Source organism: Virgibacillus sp., assembly GCF_013393565.1.
GTDB classification, from domain to species: Bacteria; Bacillota; Bacilli; order Bacillales; family Amphibacillaceae; genus Virgibacillus; species Virgibacillus dokdonensis.
In genome coordinates, this window is the sequence record NZ_JABXHF010000081.1 from 1 (window position 1) to 16,857 (window position 16,857).

Below are 16,857 nucleotides of genomic sequence, written 5' to 3' on the forward strand. Positions count from 1 at the left end.
TTTAAAAACATCGTGGATTGCATTTAAAGCACGCCAGAAAAAAAAAGCGGCTGAATGAGGTTTCTAGTTAGGATATGTAAATAGGCAGGTGTGCACATTTCACACCCTCCTACATTTCGTCTTATCCTCTTTCATTACTTTACTCTGTCACTAACTCAAGTTCTACAGGTATAAATTCCTCTAACTCTTCACCCTCAACTATCTTCCCTGCTGCATCAATGGCTTTTTCTCCAATCAACTTTGGTTGCTGAGCGACTGTTGCAAGCATTCTTCCCTCGCTGACAGCGGCTACTGCATCCTCCGTTGCATCAAAGCCAACGACAACGACATCTTCTAGCATATTTTGTGACTCTAATGCCTCAATAGCACCCAAAGCCATTTCATCATTATGCGCAAATAATGCATCAATATCTTTTGTACCTTGGATAATATTTTCCATTACCGATAAGCCTTTTGTACGGTCAAAGTCAGCCGTTTGCTTAGCAACGATTTCCATTCCGTCTAGTTCATCCATTATATTGTGAAATCCTTCTCCTCTCTCTCTAGCTGCAGACGATCCAGAAATTCCTTCTAATTCAACAATTTTTCCCTCTTCCCCAAGTTGTTCAGCAATAAATTCACCTGCTATTTCTCCGCCAGCTACATTATCAGAAGCAATATGGGTGACTATTTCGCCGCCTTCAGAACTTCGATCTACGGTAATAACTGGGATATTTGCTTGATTGGCAGATTCCACTGCAGTAACAACGGCCTCAGAATCAACTGGATTTACTAGTAAGACATCAATATCTTGCTGTATAAGGTCTTCAATATCACTTAACTGTGTAGACGGGTCGTTTTGTGCATCAGATGTAACTATCTCAAAGCCTGCTTCTTCTGCAGCGCTTTCCGCCCCATCACGTAAGGTAACGAAAAAAGGATTGTTTAAAGTAGAAATAGATAAGCCGACCTTCACTTTATCATTGTTGGCTTCTTTGTCATTATCCTCTTCACTACCAGGAGCATCTGTAGAGCAAGCCCCTAAAATAAAAACTATAACTACTACAAACATAAGTACCTTTGACCATTTAGCCATGCTATTCCTCCTAAAAAATTTTATTTGGAACGATGCATTGTAACATCGTAACTCCCTTCGTTATTTTGCTTTTCTATCTAAAAGCACTGCTAGTAAAATAACGAGACCTTTGACTATTTGCTGATAAAAAGAAGATACATTTAATAGGTTTAACCCGTTATCAATAACCCCAATGATTAAAGCTCCTATTAACGTGCCAAATATTCTTCCTTTTCCTCCAGAAAGACTTGTTCCCCCAATGACAACAGCTGCTATTGCATCAAGTTCATACATTGTTCCTGCTGTTGGCTGAGCAGAATCTAAACGACTTGTAATGATAATGCCTGCAAGTACAGATAGCATACCTGTCAGTGAATAAACACCAATTTTAACTCGATCTGCTTTGATCCCAGATAATTTAGAAGCTTCTTCATTCCCACCAATTGCATACACTTGGCGTCCGAATACCGTATTATGCAAAATAAAAAATAAAATAAGAAAGACAATGACCATAATAATTGCAGGAAATGGAATTCCAAATACATAGCCTTTTCCAATCATTTCAAAAGAAAAGGAATCGGATAGCCCAGTAATTGGTTTTCCATCTGTATAAACTAATGTTGCACCACGAAAAATTGTCATGGTTGCCAAAGTTGCTATAAATGGAGCAACTTTTCCTTTAGCGATAATCAAACCATTGACTGCACCAAGTACAAAACCAATTAATAAACCAATGCAAATAGCCAAAATTGGATCCATCCCACTAGCTAATAACCCCGCTGTTAACGCACTTCCTAAAGCCAGTGTAGAACCGACTGAAAGATCAATTCCCGCCGTTAAAATAACAAATGTCATTCCAAAAGCAATGAGGGCATTAACGGATACTTGCCGCAATAAATTTAAGATATTATTTAAAGTGAAAAAGCTCTCACTCATTACCCCTAATACAATTGTAATCAGGAGTAAACCAAGCAGCGGTCCTAATTGGGCTATGCTTACCTTATTCCACTTCACCATTTTAAGCACCTCCTGTGGCTGCAGTCATAATGGATTCTTGATCAGCTTGTTCACGGTCTATAAACGCCGTTATTTCGCCTTCATGCATGACCATTACCCGATCACTTATCCCAAGCACTTCAGGTAATTCCGAAGAAATCATAATAATGGCTACACCTTCTTTAGAAAGTTCATTCATCATCGTATAAATTTCTTTTTTTGCACCAATATCTACACCTCGAGTTGGTTCATCTAAAATAAGCACTCGCGGCTGAATTGCCAACCATTTGGCGATGACTACTTTCTGCTGATTCCCACCACTTAAAGATTTTACTTCCTGAGCTTCGTTTGTAGCTCTAACCTGTAGCTTGAGCATTAACTCGCTAATGCGCTGTTTTTCTTTCCTTTTATGGATGATCCCATATCGTGATAACGCTATCAAATTAGGTAAGGCGATATTTTCTTTAATAGAAGCATGAATGATTAATCCTTTCGACTTACGGTCCTCTGTGATAAAGCCAATCCCTGCATTAACTGCATCACGCGGATGTTTAATAACAACTTGTCTTCCATTTAGTTCAATTGTTCCTCTATCTAATTTACGGTATCCAAATATAGCTTCCATCACCTCAGACCGACCTGCTCCCATCAAACCAGCCACACCGAGAATCTCTCCTTCTCTGACAGAAAAGCTGATATCACGAAAATAATTAGCCAATTGTAGGTTTTTAACTTGAAAGACGACTTCTCCGACAGCATGATTTCTCGCAGGATATCGTTCGCCAAGCTCTCTACCTACCATCATTTTCACAATCTCTTCAAATGATGTATGAGGTGTAGCTTTGGTGCCAATATATTGACCATCACGCAGAACCGTGATCCGATCACAAATTTCAAATATTTCTTCCATGCGATGGGATATATAGACAATGCTTACTCCATCTGCTTGCAAATTTTTAATAACGCGAAAGAAGTTTTCAATTTCATGATCTGTCAATGCCGCTGTAGGCTCGTCCATAATGATTAATTCTGCATTGGTTGTCAAAGCTTTCGCTATTTCAACCATTTGTTGCTTTCCAATCGATAGTTCACCAGCCAGTTGTTCGGCTTTTATATCATGTACACCTAATTTAGTTAAGGCCTCAGCCGTTCTACGTCTTATTTTCCGCCTATTAAGAATACCCGTTTTTCCATATGTCAGCTCTTTCCCTAAAAACATATTCTCCGCTACTGTTAAATGTGGAATAATGTTTAATTCCTGATGAATAACACTAATTCCATAGGCTTCAGCATGCTTTGGACCCGAAAATGTCATCTGTTTGCCTCGCACAAACATTTCGCCTTGATCTTTTGTATAAATGCCTGTTAAAATCTTCACTAGAGTAGACTTTCCCGCTCCGTTTTCTCCCATTAATGCATGAATTTCCCCACGGTTTACAGTAAAATCAACCTGTTGTAATACTTTATTTCCGGAAAATGCTTTACTGATATTGTTCATCTGTACAAAAGGGTCACTCGTCATCACTTGCTCTCCTTTCGTCTAAAAATCCATAACCGCCAAGCCCTCGCGCGAAAGCTTTTAGCTTTTCTATACTATAAACCTTAAAACTTAAAATATAACTCCCGAACGTAACATGACATTGGCAAATGGCGTTGCTTCACCAGTTCGAATTACTGCCTTCGTATCGCTCATTGCTTTTTTAAATTCTTCATGGAAAACATAATCTAATGGGATGTTTCCATAGGTTGATGTGATTTCATGATGCAGACTAGTATTCTGCAACTTGATTTCACTAGCTATCGTTATCTTTTCAACTTCCATATGCTTGATTATTAAACGGACAACATCTACTAATGAAGGCGTTCCAAGGTTAATAGAGAGGTCAATACATTTTATATGCTGCGGTATTGGTAAACCGCAATCTGCTACAACAATTGTATCGGTATGCCCTAGTTGAGAAAGAACAGTGGCGATGTCGCGATTCAAAATGCCTGTCTTTTTCACTGTTAACCATCCCTTTCTGTCATAAACTGATGAACCATTTCTACTGTTGGCATGCCTGCTTGTGCCCCCACTTTCGTTATTGATAATGCAGCTGCTGCATTGGCAAAATGTATAGCTTGCGACAGCGTTTCACCTTGTGCTAATTGTGTAACAAAAGCGCCATTAAATGTATCACCTGCACCTGTTGTATCTTTTACAGGAACGGAGTAGCTGTGCACCTTTTTTTCCGAGTTATTTTCGTAAAAATGTACCCCCTCACTCCCTAGCGTCACTACCATTTTATCTTTTATAGAGCTGGAAGAAGCTTCTTTTTCCATTGCTTCTGCTTCCATTTCATTCGGAGTAAAATAAGTAGTGTCTTGTACTATTTCTTTCGGTAAATGCTGATATGGAGCAGGATTTACTACAACTGGAATATGATATTGCTTCGCTTTTTTCACCGTGTAGGCTACCGTAGTAAGTGGTATTTCTAGTTGCAATAAAATGATGTCACTTTGTTGAATAATGTTTTCATGTCGATCAATCACTTCTTTGGTAACGAGTGCGTTAGCCCCTGGAGCAACAATAATTCGATTATCGTCTTCAGACAAAATAATGTTTGCTACGCCTGTAGACTGTTCGCTATTTTTGATAACGCCATCTGTATTAATGCCTTCAACTTGCAAATGTTTTCGTAATGTTACGCCAAATTCATCCTCACCGACAGCGCCAATCATTGTAACTTTTGCTCCTAGTCTAGCCGCTGCAACTGCTTGATTAGCTCCTTTTCCTCCTGGATATAGTGCAAAGGACTGACCTAACACCGTTTCTCCTTGCCGAGGCATTTGTCTTGTTTGAATCGTCATGTCCATATTAATGCTTCCAACTACACAGATTTTCGGAGCATGTATCATCATGCTTACTCCCTTCGTTTTGTAGAATCACGCTCTAATAATGTAACTTCTAATTCTTCATGAATAACTTGCTGCTCTGGATGATCAATCAATTCTAATAAAATTTGTGCTGCCCTACTTCCAATTTCGTATATAGGCTGCTGTATGGTTGTTAATGAAGGAGTAGTGGTTAGTCCGAGAGAAATTCCATCAAAGCCGATTACAGATAGCTGTTCCGGAATGTTCATATTTAATGATTCGGCTGCTTTTATTACACCCACAGCCATCAAATCATTTGCTACAAAGAGGCCATCAATATCTTTATGCTTCGTTAAAAGCTCTTTGGTTACTTCATAGGAACTTTTAAATCGATAATCGCCTGCCACGATAAAATCCGAATGAAACCATGCTTCATACTTCACTACATCAAGATAGCCTTTTAAGCGATCTTTTGAATTGCTTGCTGTTTGTGGACCGCAAATATGGGCAATTTTTTTACAGCCAATGGATTGCAAATATGCTGTCGCTTCTCTCGCACCTTTTCGGTTATTTACTGTAACAGACGAGATGTTCGAACTAAATCTCCTGTCCAAAGAAATAATTGGGCTTGTCACATGTTCAAGGTGTTTCTCACATATTGTACTTGACACCATAATAAAACCATCCACGGATTTTTGTGTTAACGCATTTAAGTACGTGATTTCTTTTTCATGATTATCATCGGTATTACATAATACAAAGGTATAACCGTGCTGATTCGTTACATCTTCTACGGCACGCGCAAGCTCTGGAAAAAAAGGGTTTTTAATGTCTGGAACAAAAAGTGCAATCATCTTAGAGCTACCTTTAAATAAACTTCTAGCAACGTCATTCGGTCGGTAGCGTAGCTGTTCAATCGCTTCATTGACACGCTGTCTTGTTTCACTATTAACATATCCATTGTCATTTAACACCCTAGATACTGTTGCTGTTGATACGTTAGCAAGTTTCGCAACATCTCGAATGGTCGCCATAACAACCTCCACCCTCTCATTACTAACTAATAAATCGTTATGTGTAACCTGTTACAAAATTTGAAAAAAATAATATGTAACCCGTTACAACTAGGGTAATTTATACAAATTATTTTGTCAATATAATTTACTAAGAAGATTTCGACAAATTTCTCAGTCTTGAATACGATAGTTGACATGGACATAGATATGAATAAACCTCTGTGAATTAGTGCATCTTAAAAAAAGCACTTCACAAAGTGAACCTTCCAAGTGGGTTTTCTTTTATCCCCCCAACTTACATCTTACAATCCTTAAAGTGGGGCTCTTACAACAATTTTATCCAAAATAAACCTATTTTTTTAGAAAAACTTGGCTTGGCGCCAAGTCTTATGGCGAATGGCATAGTTTTTCTTATACTATAAACCTTTAAACTTTTATACTTTCCTATAGTGGAACAAAGGCTCGGGGCGCCCGTTTAGCAACGTAGCGAGTGGAGCGAATCAACTGAGATAAAGGAATCACGGTGAGGAACGAACCGATGATGACTTATCGTAGGGCGATTTCGTGAAGTCGCCTAGTTGCTGGGCGCTGGAGCCGGACGTGGTTAAATAACTTAGTACGTTTATCCACAGCTGCAAAATTTTATAATTTCCTAGACCAGAACAAAGGCTCGGGGCGCCCGTTTAGCAACGTAGCGAGTGGAACGAATCAACGAAAGTTTTAGGAACCATGCTCCTGCAACAGGAGTATGCCGGCGCCCTCCGGCAAACCCGTCTTTAGTCGACCTTCCTATTTAGCACGAACCGACGGTGACCTAGCTTAGGGGGATTTCGTGAAGTCCCTATTTGCTGGGCGTGGAGCCGGACGGGGATTATTCATTTATTTGGTTACGCCATAGCATCAAATTTTATACTTTCTTATCTTTTAAGAAAGTTTTCACTCATCTGTTCATCCAAAATTTATCAATCAAAGGAGTATTTATATGTGGTACTTACTAGCTCTTGGAGGATTGTTCGTTGCAATCGCACTATTTTACACCATTAAGGTCGGTAAAGATGTAGAGACACAAAAGGACGAGTATGATACGGAATTTAAAGCAACCAAAAAACACCCTGCGTTATTTAATCCTGTTTTCTTAGCATATATTATTGGATTTGGCGGGATTATTCTGCTTATATTGTATTTTGCTTTAACATGGAAATAACTAGAAGGCGGCAGGAATCCCATTGCGATACAGGACACCACCACATTCAGTATAGAACCAGTTTTCGTCCGTGCAGGGCGCACACAAGAAACCAGATGCCAAAAGCATCTGGTTTCTAATATATTACTCTTCAATATACGCTTGTTTAATTTGGTAAATACCTTGGGCATCAACGCCAAAGCCTTTCACCTTATCACTTACACCGAGTAAGTACTCTTGGTGATGTGTATAAATCATCGGTGCTAAATCAACAAGCATTTCTTGTGCTTCAGAATATAGCTCTTTACGTACTTCAGGATCTGTTTCACGACGAGCTTCATCTAAAATCTTATCTAATTCTTCATTTTCTAAGAAAGAGCGATTACCAGTTTCCCCAAGTGCAGATGAATGGAATAATGGATACATACCATAGTCTGCATCTCCTGTACTTGTTGACCAACCAAGAACATACATATCATGTTCGCCATTAGCTGTTCTATCTAAAAATGCTCCCCATTCTAATTCTTCAATTTCAACCTCAACACCAATTTCTTTTAGTTGATTTTGAATCGTAACAGCTGTATCTACACGCTGTTCGTTATCATTCGTCCAAATCGTTGTTTTAAAACCATCTTCATAGCCAGCTTCCGCTAATAGCTCTTTTGCTTTTTCCACATCAAACTCTAAACCAGCGACATTTTCATCATACCCAAATACTGGTGGAGCTAATGGGCCTTTGGCTGGAATACCTACATTGTTGTATACACCGCTTATAATTTCTTCTTTATTGATTGCCATGGAAACAGCTTGACGAACTTTTTTATCATCAAAAGGTTCTTTTTGTGCGTTAAAACCTACATATGACAACGAAGTGCTTGGCTCCTGCACCACGCTCGCTCCATCCATGCCTTCAACACGAGATATATTATTTGGTCCTATTTGATCGGCTACATGAGCTACAGATGTCTCAAGTTCAGCTACTCTAGCACTCTGTTCAGTAACTACTTTAAATTTAGCAGTATCGAGTTTTGCCTTGTCGCCCCAATAATCATCGTTACGTGAGATAACAACCTCTTCCCCTGCTTTCCACTCATCTAATTTAAATGGACCAGTTCCGATAGGGTTTTTGTTGATATATGCATCGGCATCGCCTCCATCTTCCATTTGTGCATAATCTTCATCAATTATTTTCGGACTCATAATTGCTGTACCACTATGTGCTAAATTTGCTAACAGCGGTGCATATGGATATTTTAACTTAATCACTAATGTAAGATCATCTTTTGCTTCCACACTTTCCACTGCTTCAAATAAGAAAGCTCTCGGCGAAGCAATCTTTTCATCAACAAGACGATCAAAGTTCTTCTTTACAGCCTCTGCCGTCAATGCTTCTCCATCATGGAATTTCACACCTTCTTGCAATTGAAATTCCCAAGTGGTTTCATCTACTTCTTTCCATTCTTTTGCTAAGCTTGGTTGCGGTTCCTGATTTTCATCTAGGACAGTCAATGTTTCATAAATATTATCTGCAACTTGGCCAGATGGAATATCATTTGTACCATGTGGAGATAACGAAACGACATCAGATGGAAGAGCAATTACTAAATCGCCACCGCTTCCTGAATCTTCTTCTCCTGACCCTTCGCCTTCTGATTTACTTTCAGACTCCCCATCACCAGCACATGCTGCTAGGACAAATGTAAGCATGGCTAACAAGGATACGAGCCATAATAATTTTTTGTTCTTCATAATTATGAAGATACCCCCTGTCTCTAATTTTAAGTAAAAAGTTGTTAACATTTTTTAATATAAACGATTTTTTACGAAATAGCAAGAATATTTGAACGTGAAAATTCTAATTTAATACTATGAATTAAAAATATTTTTTCGATCTGTATTGAAAAATGCCTCGTTTAATTGTACTATAAATAGTATGACAATTTTCCCTATATACCGCGTAAATGTCCAACTAAATATCAGATTTTTATTAATAATGTTATATTTTGACGATAAGGGGGTAACTACATGAGTGCAGAACAAGTAAACAATGTAATGACACAAAAAACGGATCATCCTTTCATACGATCAATGAAAGACTTCTATAGTAAATTACGAAAAAATAAGAGTGCCTTAGTTGGAGGGTATTTAATTATTATTTTAGTCCTCATCGCTCTTATAGGACCGTACTTAACTTCCCAAGCTCCAGACGCAGTCGATTATGGTGTGAAGCTTCAAGGGCCTTCTGCTGAGCACTGGTTTGGAACCGATCATCATGGCAGAGATATTTTCACAAGAGTTATTCATGGATTAGGAATTACGATGGGTATAGGTATTTCAGCAACTATTTTGGGTGGAATTGTTGGTATTTTTCTTGGATTAATTTCAGGTTACTACGGCGGAAAATTAGATGCTATTATCATGCGAATGATGGACATTTTGCTAGCTTTCCCAGGAATTTTATTAGCTCTAGCGTTAATTAGTATTCTAGGAGCAAATTTGCGAAATGTAATTTTTGCTGTTGCCATTTTTGCAATTCCGACGTTTGCTCGAATTGTAAGAGGGTCAACATTGGCTACAAAAAAATTAGAATACATTGATTCCATGAAGGCACTAGGCGCATCTGATACGAGAATTATATTCAAACATATCTTACCAAATATTTTGTCGCCAATTATTGTACAAGCGAGTCTATTCATTGCTACAGCAGTACTATCTGCTAGTGGTCTGTCATTTTTAGGGATGGGGGCACAGCCACCATCACCAGAATTGGGTGCACTTTTAAGTGACGGCCGTGACTTTATGTGGGATGCAGGCCATATTGCGTTGTTCCCAGGCTTGGTAATCATGTTAATCGTATTAGCCTTCAACATCTTTGGTGATGGTTTACGAGATGCGTTAGATCCAAAAATGAAAAAATAGGAAGTAGGTGCAACGATGTTTCAATTTATTGTACGGCGTTTATTACAGCTGATTCCTGTTTTAATAGGTGTAACTATTTTAGTGTTTTCCCTTATGCACCTATCTCCAGGAAACCCAGCACATATTATTGCTGGTGAAAGCGCGCCTCCAGATACAGTTGAACAAATTGAAGAACGATTAGGATTAAATGATCCGATACTGATTCAATATTTTAATTTTGTCAAAGATGCTGCTATGTTAGATTTCGGAAATTCTTGGAGAACAAGTTTACCAGTTAGTGAGGAACTATGGCCAAAATTTTGGGTTACTTTTGAATTAGCTGTTTACAGTACGCTGTTTAGTATATTTTTAGGACTAATTGCAGGTATTATTTCAGCGGTTAGAAAATATTCATTTGCGGATGTTTCTATTATGTTAATAGCATTATTCGGATTATCGATGCCTAACTTCTGGTTTGGCCTTATGTTAATGCAATGGTTCTCTATTAAACTCGGTTGGTTGCCGCCAACAGGGTGGGGGACGCCAGAGCAAATCGTGATGCCAGTCATTACACTAGGAACGATGGGAGCTGCCGTTATTGCTAGGATGACGCGTTCCAGCATGTTGGATGTAATTTCTCAAGATTATATTCGAACAGCGCGTGCCAAAGGCTTAGGTGAAAGAATCGTTATCTATCGCCACGCTTTAAAAAATGCATTAATACCAGTAGTAACAGTTGTAGGATTACAATTTGGTAGTTTACTAGCGGGAGCTGTTTTGACTGAATCTGTATTTGCTATTAATGGCATGGGGAAATTAATCATTGATCGTATATTGGCAAGGGATTTCCCTGTAGTACAAGCCGCCGTTTTAGTAATTGCTATCGTATTCGTATTTGTAAATTTAATTGTCGATATTTCTTACAAGTTCTTAAATAAACGGATTGACTTAGAATAGTAGATGTAGAAAAGAGGTGAACAGAATGAGTGAAGATATTATTTTAGATATAAAAGATTTACAGACATCTTTTTACCTAGATGATTTTGAAGTAAAAGCAGTGGATGGTGTTTCCTTTAAATTACCTAAAGGGAAAACAATAGGTATTGTTGGAGAATCAGGCTCTGGTAAAAGTATTACAGCACTATCAATATTAAGATTGCTTGATCATCCTGGTAAAGTAAAAGGTGGAGAGATTAACTTTAAAGGTAGAGATTTAACTACATTAACAGACAAGGGAATTCGTCAAATTCGGGGGAACGAAATTTCCATGATATTCCAAGAGCCGATGACTTCCTTAAATCCTGTTTATACCATTGGACAACAAATTCGTGAAACATTAAAGGTCCATCAGGGTCTGGGCAAAGAAAATGGAACAAAGAAAGCGATTGAATTATTAAAACTAGTTGGTATTCCTTCCCCAGATAAACGAGTGAAACAATATCCACACGAGCTATCTGGCGGGATGCGACAACGAGTTATGATCGCCATGGCGCTGGCTTGTAACCCAGATTTACTTATTGCAGATGAACCAACTACAGCATTAGATGTAACGATACAAGCACAAATTTTGGATCTTATTAATGACTTACAGGATCGCCTTGGTATGTCTGTCATTATGATTACCCACGACTTAGGTGTAGTAGCAGAGACGTGTGATTATGTAGCCGTTATGTACGGTGGTAAAGTAGTCGAATACCAAGATGTGAAGTCCTTGTTTAAAAATCCTAAACATCCCTATACAGTAGGGTTATTGAAGTCCATTCCTCGTCATGATACAGATGTGGATGAATTGGAGCCGATTAGAGGTAGCGTGCCAAGTCCAAAGGATATGCCAAAAGGCTGCCGTTTTGCACCAAGATGTCCGTTTGCCACTGAACTTTGTATGGAAGAACTCCCTTCCCTTGATCATGTAGAAGGAGAAAGTGAAGTTCGTTGTTGGATATATACTGATCGTTGGGATGGAGATGCGGAGGTGAAGGCACATGGCCCAAAAAGAGTTGCTCAAAGTAACTAATTTAAAACAATATTTCCCGATTAAAGGTGGTTTTCTAGGAAGAACCGTTAACCACGTTAAAGCAGTAGACGATGTTACATTTGAAATTTTCGAAGGGGAAACATTAAGTGTCGTCGGTGAATCAGGTTGTGGAAAATCTACGACTGGTCGTGCCATTCTACGCTTAGATGAACCTACAGCTGGAGAAATCGAATTTGATGGCGGAGACTTATTAGCGTTGAGCAAAAGCGACATGCGTAAAAAACGAAAAGACTTACAAGTAATTTTCCAGGATCCATACGCTTCATTAAACCCACGCCAAACCGTCGCGCAAATTTTAACAGAAGCAATGGCCATTCAAAATGTAATACCAAAAAAAGAGCGCAGAAAACGTGCGATTGAACTATTGGAAACAGTTGGGTTAAATGCTGGACAAATTGACCGATACCCACATGAGTTTTCTGGTGGGCAGCGTCAAAGAGTCGGGATTGCCCGTGCTCTATCAGTTAATCCGAAATTAATTATTTGTGATGAAGCTGTTTCTGCTTTAGATGTTTCCGTACAAGCACAAGTATTGAATCTATTAAAGAATTTACAACGTGAATTTAAATTAACCTTTTTATTTATTGCCCACGATCTCGGTGTAGTTCGACATATTTCGGATCGAATTATTGTCATGTATTTAGGGAAAATTGTAGAAATTGCTGACAAAAAGTCGTTATTTGATAATCCACAGCACCCTTATACGAAGTCATTATTATCAGCTATACCAACACCTGATCCAGAAGCTAAAAAAGAACGTATTATTCTAAAAGGGGATGTTCCGTCTCCAATAGATCCGCCAACTGGATGTCGCTTCCATACAAGATGTCCATTTGCTACCGATTTATGTAAAACAGAAGTTCCTGATTTACGCAACTTGGATCATATGAAAGAAGGGCACCGAGCTGCATGTCATCACATTGAAAAAATTGTAACTGGTGAAATGCAACCGACATAAAAATAGAAGCTAATGTTAACTAAAAAATCGATTAAAAGACAGTAAACCAAAATATCTAAGCTCCGTTTGAGCTTAGATATTTTTTTACATGTATACCTTCTTTTTTCTGCTCATCAGCATTTCTACCATCGCATTATTCTAGGTAATACATATAATATATAGTCCGTTTCCCCCTTCTTATTTTCTCTTTATGGGTGAGTTTTTGTAGGAAGAGTTTACGACATTTTATTTTAAAAACAGAAAAAGGGTGAGCAACTTGGAAAATACATTCGATATTTTAAATGAAGAAATACCTGTTTTAGACATTATTGCTGTCCTTTTAGTTGAAGATGACCCAATAACAGGGATAGTATTTGTGTTACTTTTAAAAATGGTCACTGACGATAAAATAATTAAAATATCCCTCATCTTATTAATAATCATTTTATCTCATGTGTAAATATCCTTAAAAATAGTATCCATAAAATGTACATTTTTCTTACACAATCGAGATTTTTATGGAAAACAGTCTAAAATCGGAACAAGAACTATCCGCTATGTCCACTGTTTTCTTTTATCATAATAGCTGAATTTCATTTAAAAACATATTTTGGTGGTAATTACTTCCTGTCTAGCATTAGAATGATAATATATTATGCACCCTCATTGATAATCAATAATTCATTGCCACATCTCGTAAAAATGGAAAACTGCTTGGGTATTGATAAAACCCCGCTACTTCTTCACGTAGACCAGCCAAGAGAACCGAATGGTATAAAGGAACAATTGTAGCTTCGTCCATGATTATTTGCTGCGCTTCTTTATAAAGTTGCAAGCGATCCTGTTCATTAGATGTTTGTCTTGCATTTTCTAATAACTCATCTACTCGTTCGTTGTTAAAAAAAGACCTATTGCCAGCAGAACCTGCATTCTGAGAATAAAACATTGGATATAAACCATAATCTGCATCAAGAGTCACTGTACCCCAGCTGCCGATAAACATATCAAAACTTCCATTTGCTGTTACTTCCAAATATGCTCCCACCTCAGCCATTTCAATATTCACATCAATACCTATTTTCTCAAGCTGCACTTGAATATATTCTGCTACATCAGAAGTCGTACGGTCATATGCTAAAATGGTTGCGCTAAAACCCTCTTCATAACCAGCTTCCTTCAATAACTCGCTTGCCTTATCAAGATTATAATCGATTGCTTCCAAGCTATCACTATAGCCAACAACTGTTGGTGCCAAAGGGCCATTTGCCACTAATGGTACTCCTGAAAACACGCCGTCTATCAGCTCTTGTTTATCAATTGCCATTGCTATCGCTTGTCTGACATTACTATCTTGAAAAGGTTCTTTATTATTATTCATACCTAGGTAAGACATACTTGCACTTTCTGTCTCATGAACAACTGTTTCTTCATTATTATTAATTTGTTCCATATCATTCGGATTAACAGGATAAATAATATCAGCTTCCCCAGTTTGTAGCTCAGCAATTCGGGCTGCATCTTCTGGAACTGTCTTAAAGGTCACTTGATCAACTTTTGCTCTTTTCCCCCAGTAAGCATCATTCTTCACAAGTGATACATACTCCCCATTTACTCGCTCATCATACTTAAAGTACCCTGTACCCACTGGATTCTCATTAATATACGTAAATGGATCTCCTCCATCTTCCATTTGTTGATAATCTATTTCTATTGCATCTAAACTGATAATATGTCCGCCTGGATGAGCTAAGTGTGATGGTAACGCAGCAAAAGGGAATTTCGTTTCAATATGCACGGTAAAATCATCCACTACGCTCACAGAATCAATCATATCAAATAAAAACGCTAATGGTGAACCTACATCTGGATCACGAACCCTATCCAAATTCGCCTTTACAACTTCTGCATTCAATTCACTACCATCATGAAATGTAACATCTTTTCTAAGCTTAGCTTCCCAAACTAGTTCATCTACCTGTTCCAAACTTTCAGCTAAGGCAGGTTCTATTTCCAACTCTTTATTCATAGCAACAAGTGTATCATACATAGCATTCATCACATATAGCGATGTACCATCGTTAGCTGCATGCGGATCAAGTGAAACAGGATCTGCAGACAGGTTGACGGTTAAACGCTTCTTGCTTTCATTTTGTTCGGATGTTCCTTCTTCCTCACCACTTTCTCCTCCCGCACATGCTACTAATGAAAATAGAATAATTACAGTTAAAAAAGCAAATAATGTTCTTTTCATGATGTATCCTCCTCAATCGTATTGTTATATTATTATCACAAAAAAATTAACATTTCAATAATTATGTTTAAAATCTCCTTTTGCATATTTTCTGCTAAGATAAAACACACATTTACCTTCATAAACCCAGTTAAATACTAACGAACAACTGTATGATCGTTTTCGGATAGATTGTCCTTGCTTGTTACTTTTATTTTTTAAGCTAGTTTATAGAGCCAACGCCATAAAACGACAGCGGTTTTGGTCAAGTTTGACTTTGGTATGCCAAGTTTTTCTAATGGCACTTACCATTCAGTTCGAAAAATCGCATACTAAAGAAGCCTCACTTTATTAGTTCACAGAAGATAAGGTAAGAAAGCAAATAGATCAAAGAGAATATGAGCCATCCAAGCCACAAGAATAGAATTTGTCTTTTTAAATAGATAGTTTAAAATTAAGCGGCTCGGAGTAATGAGGATTAAAATTTGTAAAAGATTGAAGTTATAAGCAGCAAGGTGCCAAACGGAAAATAGAAGCGCACTTAATAGCCCCATTTTTTCCATATACCATATAAAAGTGGAATAGAAAGTAGTTCTTCCCCCATTAATAAGAACGGAACATGGATGATGAAGTAATTCCAAGATAAAACACTTGTGACAGTATTTTGTTCAATTGAATCGTTTACTAGAAATGTATATAAGTTACCGAGAACTACTCCAGTAATTATCATTAAAACAGAACCCAAAATCACCCATTTCAAACTAAAATGTTTAAACCAGTCTATAAATTCTCCTCTCAAAACAACATATGCTAATATACCACCCAGAAAAGCATTGAAAATAGTCGATACGACTTCAAGTGTTGGGTTCATTGTAAAAAACACAGGGATTAACTGATAACATAAACCAATGAATATAGTTCCTAAAACTAAAACTGTTCCTTGATTAATTGATTTTTCCAAAGTCACTAGACCAGACTCCTTTTTCTTTTGCCTTTTAGCCTGTTGTAGATGAAACTATAAAAAGCAACAGTTATTTTTTATAACTTAGTTGCCTTCATAGATACTTTTCAAATTATTAACCATTTCAACCTAAAGTATTCACAGTGAAACGATTTGTGTATTGTTAGGTTTACTGAAAATTATTTTGTTCTCAAAGGAGGATACATATACTCAATTGCACTTTCGTTGAGATTTCATTCATATCAAGTGAATGTGTCCTTTTTTGTACTATCGGAAAATATAAAAGTTTAAAGATGTATAGTATAAGAAAAACGACAGCGTATTCTCGTCATAATGCTAGGCGACAAGCCACGTTTTCTAAATATCTACTTGACTAACATTTTATTTAAGTAAATCACGTGATGTTATAGTCGAATATTGTCGCAAAATACTTTCATCTTTCCTTATAAATAGGTATACTAGTATTGGGTAAACGCTTTCAACAAGATGATATCAAAGGGGGATATACATGATTACATTTATTTTATCTATTATTTTACTAATTGTAGCTTATTTTACGTATGGCAAATTTATTGATAAGTTATTTGGGCCGAATAACGAAAAGAGTACACCTGCCTACGCTAAGCATGATGGCGTAGACTATGTCCCAATGAATAAGCATAAAAATGCAATGATTCAATTGCTTAATATT

17 protein-coding genes are annotated in these 16,857 nt (G+C 37.5%); 7 read left to right on the top strand and 10 right to left on the bottom strand.

What is annotated here, in order from left to right; translation table 11 throughout:
- Window positions 1-139: 139 nt before the first annotated feature.
- The 6 genes from rbsB to HLX49_RS14685 all read right to left on the bottom strand — a co-directional run bounded on the left by rbsB (window position 140) and on the right by HLX49_RS14685 (window position 5,940).
- Entirely contained in the window at window positions 140-1,075 is a 936-nt protein-coding gene (gene rbsB / locus HLX49_RS14660) for a ribose ABC transporter substrate-binding protein RbsB (protein ID WP_077702531.1), read from the bottom strand.
- 60 nt (window positions 1,076-1,135) lie between these two features.
- Window positions 1,136-2,071, bottom strand: a complete 936-nt coding sequence (gene rbsC, locus HLX49_RS14665; protein WP_077702530.1) for a ribose ABC transporter permease — start codon at window positions 2,069-2,071, stop codon at window positions 1,136-1,138.
- Window position 2,072: 1 nt separating this feature from the next.
- A complete protein-coding gene (locus tag HLX49_RS14670) occupies window positions 2,073-3,572 on the bottom strand; it encodes a sugar ABC transporter ATP-binding protein (protein ID WP_077702529.1) in 1,500 nt (499 codons plus the stop codon).
- Window positions 3,573-3,659: 87 nt separating this feature from the next.
- The gene (gene rbsD / locus HLX49_RS14675; protein WP_077702528.1) at window positions 3,660-4,055 is read right to left on the bottom strand and encodes a D-ribose pyranase; all 396 of its coding nucleotides are present in this window, start codon (window positions 4,053-4,055) and stop codon (window positions 3,660-3,662) included.
- A gap of 2 nt (window positions 4,056-4,057) precedes the next feature.
- The gene (rbsK, locus tag HLX49_RS14680; protein ID WP_367112756.1) at window positions 4,058-4,951 is read right to left on the bottom strand and encodes a ribokinase; all 894 of its coding nucleotides are present in this window, start codon (window positions 4,949-4,951) and stop codon (window positions 4,058-4,060) included.
- Window positions 4,952-4,953: 2 nt separating this feature from the next.
- The gene (locus HLX49_RS14685) at window positions 4,954-5,940 is read right to left on the bottom strand and encodes a LacI family DNA-binding transcriptional regulator (RefSeq protein ID WP_077702527.1); all 987 of its coding nucleotides are present in this window, start codon (window positions 5,938-5,940) and stop codon (window positions 4,954-4,956) included.
- 964 nt (window positions 5,941-6,904) lie between these two features.
- Between HLX49_RS14685 and HLX49_RS14690 the strand changes: the two genes are divergently transcribed.
- Entirely contained in the window at window positions 6,905-7,126 is a 222-nt protein-coding gene (locus tag HLX49_RS14690) for a hypothetical protein (RefSeq protein WP_073012194.1), read from the top strand.
- A 123-nt stretch (window positions 7,127-7,249) separates the two neighbouring features.
- Here the strand turns inward: HLX49_RS14690 and HLX49_RS14695 are convergent, their stop codons facing one another.
- On the bottom strand, window positions 7,250-8,854 hold the full coding sequence (locus HLX49_RS14695; RefSeq protein ID WP_077702526.1) for a glutathione ABC transporter substrate-binding protein: 1,605 nt from the start codon (window positions 8,852-8,854) through the stop codon (window positions 7,250-7,252).
- Between the two features lie 276 nt (window positions 8,855-9,130).
- Between HLX49_RS14695 and HLX49_RS14700 the strand changes: the two genes are divergently transcribed.
- The 5 genes from HLX49_RS14700 (at window position 9,131) to HLX49_RS14720 (ending at window position 13,435) form a co-directional block, all read left to right on the top strand.
- Window positions 9,131-10,024 carry an ABC transporter permease gene (locus tag HLX49_RS14700; RefSeq protein WP_077702525.1) on the top strand — a complete coding sequence of 298 codons (894 nt, stop codon included), beginning with the start codon at window positions 9,131-9,133 and terminating at the stop codon, window positions 10,022-10,024.
- A 15-nt stretch (window positions 10,025-10,039) separates the two neighbouring features.
- Window positions 10,040-10,960 carry an ABC transporter permease gene (locus HLX49_RS14705; protein WP_077702524.1) on the top strand — a complete coding sequence of 307 codons (921 nt, stop codon included), beginning with the start codon at window positions 10,040-10,042 and terminating at the stop codon, window positions 10,958-10,960.
- A 25-nt stretch (window positions 10,961-10,985) separates the two neighbouring features.
- Window positions 10,986-12,017, top strand: a complete 1,032-nt coding sequence (locus HLX49_RS14710) for an ABC transporter ATP-binding protein (protein WP_101933445.1) — start codon at window positions 10,986-10,988, stop codon at window positions 12,015-12,017.
- Entirely contained in the window at window positions 11,986-12,996 is a 1,011-nt protein-coding gene (locus tag HLX49_RS14715; RefSeq protein WP_077702522.1) for an ABC transporter ATP-binding protein, read from the top strand. The genes HLX49_RS14710 and HLX49_RS14715 overlap by 32 nt, the downstream gene beginning before the upstream one ends.
- A gap of 256 nt (window positions 12,997-13,252) precedes the next feature.
- Window positions 13,253-13,435, top strand: a complete 183-nt coding sequence (locus tag HLX49_RS14720; RefSeq protein ID WP_077702521.1) for a hypothetical protein — start codon at window positions 13,253-13,255, stop codon at window positions 13,433-13,435.
- A gap of 213 nt (window positions 13,436-13,648) precedes the next feature.
- Here HLX49_RS14720 and HLX49_RS14725 read toward each other — a convergent pair whose 3' ends face one another.
- The 3 genes from HLX49_RS14725 to HLX49_RS14735 form a co-directional block, all read right to left on the bottom strand.
- Entirely contained in the window at window positions 13,649-15,226 is a 1,578-nt protein-coding gene (locus tag HLX49_RS14725) for a glutathione ABC transporter substrate-binding protein (protein ID WP_296362837.1), read from the bottom strand.
- 335 nt (window positions 15,227-15,561) lie between these two features.
- The gene (locus tag HLX49_RS14730) at window positions 15,562-15,768 is read right to left on the bottom strand and encodes a CPBP family glutamic-type intramembrane protease (RefSeq protein ID WP_367112757.1); all 207 of its coding nucleotides are present in this window, start codon (window positions 15,766-15,768) and stop codon (window positions 15,562-15,564) included.
- The gene (locus tag HLX49_RS14735) at window positions 15,747-16,172 is read right to left on the bottom strand and encodes a hypothetical protein (RefSeq protein ID WP_296362839.1); all 426 of its coding nucleotides are present in this window, start codon (window positions 16,170-16,172) and stop codon (window positions 15,747-15,749) included. The genes HLX49_RS14730 and HLX49_RS14735 overlap by 22 nt, the downstream gene beginning before the upstream one ends.
- A 502-nt stretch (window positions 16,173-16,674) precedes the next feature.
- Here HLX49_RS14735 and HLX49_RS14740 point away from each other — a divergent pair.
- A partial coding sequence (locus HLX49_RS14740; protein WP_296362840.1) for a carbon starvation CstA family protein occupies window positions 16,675-16,857 on the top strand: 183 nt, incomplete at its 3' end.